This window comes from Synechococcus sp. R5-12 (assembly GCF_047502655.1).
Classification (GTDB): Bacteria; Cyanobacteriota; Cyanobacteriia; order Thermostichales; family Thermostichaceae; genus Thermostichus.
Genome location: NZ_JANSIM010000036.1, coordinates 1 through 5,331, shown reverse-complemented (window position 1 = coordinate 5,331; position 5,331 = coordinate 1). Strand labels below are relative to the sequence as shown.

The window sequence follows — 5,331 nt, the reverse complement described above, 5'->3', positions numbered from 1 at the left end:
CCTACGGGTACAGTGCGGGGCTCCTGCGATTTCTAGCTGACGACAGAAGTCCAGCAGTTCCTCCAGGGTGGGCACAATGGATCCCAGTTGGGTGACATCATTGCCCAACATTTCCCCAAAGCCGCCTGGTTCCAGGAAATCTCGCTGCATATCGATGATCACCAGGGCCAACTGAGACAGGCCGGGAACTTCATACTCGTAGGGCAAGGCCGGGATCCGAACCATAGAGACCCACAGTTGGGATCAATGCTGGGGCGGGGATCCTGCCTCGGCCAGGCCGATTTCCCTCAACCGCTGGGCCAAGTATTCTCCGGCAGTCAGGGAAGGAAACCGAGGGATCCCGCCGGTGCGGGCCACACAAGTCGGCAAGGGTGTGAGATCCACTTCTGCACGCGGATGCACAAAGAAGGGAATGGAAAAGCGGCGCTCTTGGGGGTTGTCGGGGTTGGTCACCCGATGGGTGGTGCTGCGCAGCAGGCCATTGGTGAGGTTTTGCAGCATATCCCCGGCATCGACAATGATCTGACCGGGCAGAGCCGAAATGGGCAGCCAAGATCCATCTCGTTGCAGAAGTTCTAGCCCTGGCGCGGTGGCTTCACACAAGAGCGTGATCAAGTTGATGTCTTCATGGGCTGCAGCTCGTAAACTCTGGGGAGGGGCTTCAGCAGGGATCGGCGGATAATGAATCACCCGCAAGAGATTGGCTCCTCCTTCCGCCGCTTTGGGCAGGTATTCGGCAGGCTCCCCCAGATACAGAGAGATTGCTTGCAACAGTCCCTGGGCACAGGTTTCCAATTGGGCGAACAGCTCTAGCATCACCCTGCGAAATTGGGGCACCTCCCGAGGCCAGATGTTGGCAGGAAGGTGGGGATCCCCTTCGCGCCCGATGTGCCAAAACTCTTTCAAGTCAGGGTAGGGGTGATTTTTGGCATGTTCTTTGCCGAAGTGGGTGTACCCTCGTTGCCCCAGCAGGGCCGGATCCTCATAGGCTCTCTTGGTTGGCTCTGGCAAAAGAAAAACGGCTTCTGCGGCTTCATAGGCTTCCCGGATCAATTCCGGCGATAGGCCATGGTTGACCAAGGCAAAAAAGCCAATCTGCTGCAGGGCTTCCCCCACCTGGCGGACAAACTGCTCCCGCTCACCTGCCGTTCCTTTCTGGAAGGCGGCAAAATCGACAACCGGCAGAGTCTGGCGTTGGGGAGTGGTTACCACGGCAAAAGTCGTCTCCGGCGAAGAGTCAACGCTATTTCTAGGCAGCGGGCTTGGTACCCTATGCTATCCTTCCTAAGAAGCCAAGGGGAGAGTTCTGAATCGAAGACGGTCTGTTCGGGGTTCATCTACAATATCTAGAGTCTAAAGCTGCTCAGCTACTTGCCTTCCCACAAGATGCAGGTAGAATCCTGCCGGACAGCCTCTGTCCCTTTTGTCTGGAGATTGCACCTTAGTAGCGATTAGTAGTGACCTGTGCCCTTTTCGGGAAGGCTGTGATAGAGTCGATAAAAGCAAAGTTATGACTGAGTTTTCCCCAAGAGCAGTTTGAGCGCTGGGTAGGCGAAATGGAGGGAGTTGTTCTGTTGTTGCAGTGGCTTAACTTGGTAAGGCAGGGCAGGCTACTTCTTCCCTCTTTAGCCGATTAAAGTTTTTGTGAAGTTAGGGATTAAGTTGGGGTCTCTGTTGCTTGTCAGCTATAACCGCGCCTAGAATTGCCGAGGACTGATGTTTTCGGAGATGGTTTGCAGACACTATTGATTTTGCTTTCCTTTGCTTGCTCTCAATCTATTGACCTTTCGAGACCGACTGCTCTATGACAGACACTCATCCCTGTGCCCCCTGTATTGTGAATACGGGAACTCTGGTGAACAAGCGGGATATTTACCGACTGCTATCCGATTTGGCCCGTGTTCGCTACTTTGATATCGTCGATGGCTCGGTACGGAAGCAGGGGGAAGGCTGCGTGGTGGATGTTTTTCAGGATCCCACTGCTGCCACACTGGTGGTAAACCGTAGCCTCTACTTAAATGTGAACAGCTTTGACTATGCCTGTCTGCGGGATCCCGCTTCCGAAGAAGAGATTGCCAACCTGGGCAAGGAGCAGCCGGGCGTGGTTATCGACTTGGTTCAGGACGGACGTATTCTGCGCTTGGTTCCCCTGGTGGAGCCGCGTTCGGATCCCGAGGAGCTCTTGGGGGATAACCAGGCGCTGCGGGCAGCGGTGGATGTTTTGGCTGCGGGCTGGGGCATAGAAGAGGAAAACTCTTCCGACTCCTCAGATTGAGAGATCCTGACCTGAAAATATAGACCTCCAAACCCATCTCTTCCTGGCCTTGAAGTTGACCGGTGCGGTGTGACGCAAATCATGCTCGGGAGGATGGTTGCAGCCGGTATGATCCACTTGGGTCATGGGGCTTTTTGGGAGGTGGTGTGAATTCAAGGCAGCGACTGCTTTTGGGCAGAGTGTGGGGCCTGCGCCTGCTTGGATCCCTGGTGGCTGTGCTTCTGGTACTGGCGCTCAAGGCCTGCGGGGGAAGTGGTGGCTCCTCTTCTGTGAGTGTCATTCCCACTCCCATTCCAACCGTCATTCCCACTTCTACTCCAACTGTCGTTCTCACCTCTACTCCGACTGTCGTTCCTACCTCTTTGCCCTTGCCGACGGCTGCCCCTGCTTCCCAGTTCACCATTGACGTTCGCTTTCCCGACAACAGTCTCACCCCCACCCAGCAGTCGATCATCCGCAGTGCTGCTCTGCGCTGGCAACAGCTCATCGTTGGCGACCAGCCGGATCTGCCCCCCACCACTATTCGGGCCGACGAATGCGATCGAGGGTTTCCCAGCACGCCACTCAATTTCCCCATCGACGATCTGTTGGTGGAGGTGCGGGCCAGAAATCTCGGCGACGAGCGAATTTTGGGGGGAGCTGCTCCCTGTTTTGTACGGGCCTCTAATGGTCTGCCTTTTTACTCCGTAGTTCTGTTCAACAGTCAAAATCTATCTGCCCTGGAAGAACGAGGGGATCTGCCCATTACTGCCCTGCACGAGTTGGGCCATGCCTTGGGCTTCTTGCCCATCGTCTGGGATCCCAAGGGGCTAACGGTGGGCTTGGTGGGACGGGATCAGCCTACGCCCCCTGGCTACGATCCCCGCTTCATCGGCCCCAGGGCGGTCAGCGCCTTCGCCACGCTGGGAGGAAACGCGCCCTCTGTTCCTTTAGAAAACGAGTTTGGGGAGGGATCCCGAGATTCCCATTGGCGGGAGAATGTCTTGGGCCGCGAGCTGATGACCAGCCGCATCGACCGGGGGGTAGCCAACCCCTTGAGCATTCTCACGGTGGGAGCAATGGCAGATATCGGCTATGAGGTGAATCCAGCAGCGGCGGATGGCTTTGCTTTGGGGCGCAGTAGAGGGATCCCTCAGCCTTTGGAACTGCAGGAGCTGGAGTTGATCCTGCCCCTACAGCGATTTGACGCCGAGGGCAGGCGGGTGGGGGATCCCCAGGCCTAAGAAAAGGAGTATATCTACTCATGGCCAAGATGCTGCTTCTTAACAATAATGAAGGTCAAGTTGTACAACTTCACAACTTCGACAATCTCTCACCTCATTTCTTTGCAATGAGCCATGGGTATCCTCAAAAAGCTTTTCGGCGGCCTGTTCTCCTTCTTCGGCATTCTCTTCGGCGGCTTGGTGGATTTTGTTACCGGGCCTTTTCGTCCTGCACCGGCTTCCCCCAGCTCTGCTCCGGTGGCTACAGCTGTTCCTGCCAACAAGCCCAAGGTGGTGGTGGAGAAGCCTTTTGTGCCCAATGAGATCTCGGCTCCGCGTCCTAACCGTCGCCCTGGCCCGGCTTTGGATGTGTTCCGGGCTATGGTTCAGGAGATCCCTTCGGCGCGGGCTTAGTCTGCCCATCTTCGGGAGCAGCTCGTAAGATGGAGGTGACACCGCTGGAGACTGCTCTCTATGTCCGATCTCTCTTTCTCAGAACAAGAACGGCTGAAACAGCTTGAGCGTGAACTGGAGCAGGCGGCTGCAGCCTCTCGGGAGTCGGGAACATCCGTTGCGTCTCGGGGGAAAAGTGCCGTTCGAGCTTGGATTGAGACTTGGGGGCGTCCACTGGTGACGGTCTTCGCCATTCTGGGCTGTATTCTTCTAGTTGGGCTGTTCTTCCGGGTTTTCGGCACTGTTCTCAGGTGGGCGGTGGTGGCGGGGTTGGGCTACCTGCTCTACGCCTGGGTGGTGGCACCGCGGCTGGGCCTTCCCACCGGAGCTAAGTCGAAGCCAGAGGACGGCGGTAGCGGTGCGGAGCACCATCTCGACAGCTTTTGATGGGCAGGGATCCCTGGCGAGCATATGCTTACCTGGCGGCGGCCATCTTGGGCTGGGCTACGGCTGCCAGCGCTTTTAAGTTTGGGTTGCAGCACCTGTCGCCGACGGTCTTGCTGATTTTTTCGGCCTTTAGCTCTTGCCTGATCCTGGGGATCGTTTTGGTGGTTACAGGGCGGGCAGGGTTCCTCGGCAAGCAGAAGGGATCCCAAATCCGCCTGTCGGCCCTTCAGGGGCTGCTCAACCCCTTCGGCTACTATGGGGTGTTGTTCCAGGCTTATGACCGTCTGTCGGCTCAGGCGGCGATGGCTCTGAATTACACTTGGCCGCTGGTGCTGGCTCTTCTGGCGGTGCCGCTGCTGGGAGAGCGCTTCCGTTGGCGGCTGGTGTTGGCCTTGGGGGTGAGCCTGCTGGGGGTGGTGCTGGTGGCTACGGGGGGATCCTGGGGCACCTTGCAGGCGGGGGATCCCTGGGGGGTGCTGCTGGCGGTGGGCAGCTCTGGACTCTGGGCGCTCTACTGGCTGCTCAATGTGCGGGATGGGCGAGATGCGGTGCTGAAGCTGTTTATGGGGTTTCTCTTCGGCAGCCTCTATGGCCTGCTACTGCTGCCGTTTCAGGAGGTCTCTTGGAGCCTTGCCGGGCTGGGTTGGGCAGCTTACATTGGTCTGGCGGAGATGGGCCTGACTTTTGTATTTTGGCTGCGGGCTCTGGAGTTGGCGGGCCACCGGGGATCCCTGGCCAACTGGGTGTATGTGACGCCCTTTTTGTCGTTGGGGTTGATTGCGGTGCTGTTGGGCGAGAGGATTGCGCTGGGATCTGTGGTGGGCCTGGGCTTGATCTTGGCGAGTAACCTGTGGGGATCCCATAGGGAAAAGCCCCCCGCGGATCCTGTTCTGTCCTGAGGCGGTTGCGTTCGCGCCAGCGGGACGGAGTCCTATCGCGCCAGCGGGACGGAGTCCTATCGCGTTAGCGGTGCAGAGCATGCCTCTAACCCCCAAAACCCTGAACTTTGCTGAA

6 protein-coding genes and 1 pseudogene are annotated in these 5,331 nt (G+C 57.6%); 5 read left to right on the top strand and 2 right to left on the bottom strand.

The annotated features are described in order from the left end of the window. Both NW843_RS02620 and NW843_RS02615 read right to left on the bottom strand, forming a co-directional pair. Window positions 1-225, bottom strand: a pseudogene (locus NW843_RS02620) (hypothetical protein); the annotation flags it as partial. Between the two features lie 18 nt (window positions 226-243). Further along, complete coding sequence (locus NW843_RS02615; protein WP_414522033.1) at window positions 244-1,212, bottom strand: isopenicillin N synthase family dioxygenase; 969 nt, start codon at window positions 1,210-1,212, stop codon at window positions 244-246. Between the two features lie 592 nt (window positions 1,213-1,804). Between NW843_RS02615 and NW843_RS02610 the strand changes: the two genes are divergently transcribed. From NW843_RS02610 to NW843_RS02590, 5 genes are all read left to right on the top strand, one after another. Continuing rightward, entirely contained in the window at window positions 1,805-2,275 is a 471-nt protein-coding gene (locus NW843_RS02610; protein WP_414331929.1) for a hypothetical protein, read from the top strand. A 146-nt stretch (window positions 2,276-2,421) separates the two neighbouring features. Next, entirely contained in the window at window positions 2,422-3,498 is a 1,077-nt protein-coding gene (locus tag NW843_RS02605; protein ID WP_414522032.1) for a leishmanolysin-related zinc metalloendopeptidase, read from the top strand. A 114-nt stretch (window positions 3,499-3,612) separates the two neighbouring features. Next, entirely contained in the window at window positions 3,613-3,891 is a 279-nt protein-coding gene (locus NW843_RS02600) for a hypothetical protein (RefSeq protein WP_414342915.1), read from the top strand. 60 nt (window positions 3,892-3,951) lie between these two features. Further along, complete coding sequence (locus NW843_RS02595) at window positions 3,952-4,317, top strand: hypothetical protein (protein ID WP_011432431.1); 366 nt, start codon at window positions 3,952-3,954, stop codon at window positions 4,315-4,317. Next, window positions 4,317-5,216, top strand: a complete 900-nt coding sequence (locus NW843_RS02590; RefSeq protein ID WP_414522031.1) for a DMT family transporter — start codon at window positions 4,317-4,319, stop codon at window positions 5,214-5,216. Before NW843_RS02595 ends, NW843_RS02590 begins: the two co-directional genes overlap by 1 nt. The last annotated feature ends 115 nt before the right edge of the window (window positions 5,217-5,331 follow it).

What these genes read in the sequence shown, in the direction of transcription:
- NW843_RS02610 (WP_414331929.1), top strand. Translation starts at nt 1,805, where the DNA reads ATGACAGACACTCATCCCTGTGCCCCCTGTATTGTGAATACGGGAACT.
- NW843_RS02600 (WP_414342915.1), top strand. Translation starts at nt 3,613, where the DNA reads ATGGGTATCCTCAAAAAGCTTTTCGGCGGCCTGTTCTCCTTCTTCGGC.
- NW843_RS02595 (WP_011432431.1), top strand. Translation starts at nt 3,952, where the DNA reads ATGTCCGATCTCTCTTTCTCAGAACAAGAACGGCTGAAACAGCTTGAG.
- NW843_RS02590 (WP_414522031.1), top strand. Translation starts at nt 4,317, where the DNA reads ATGGGCAGGGATCCCTGGCGAGCATATGCTTACCTGGCGGCGGCCATC.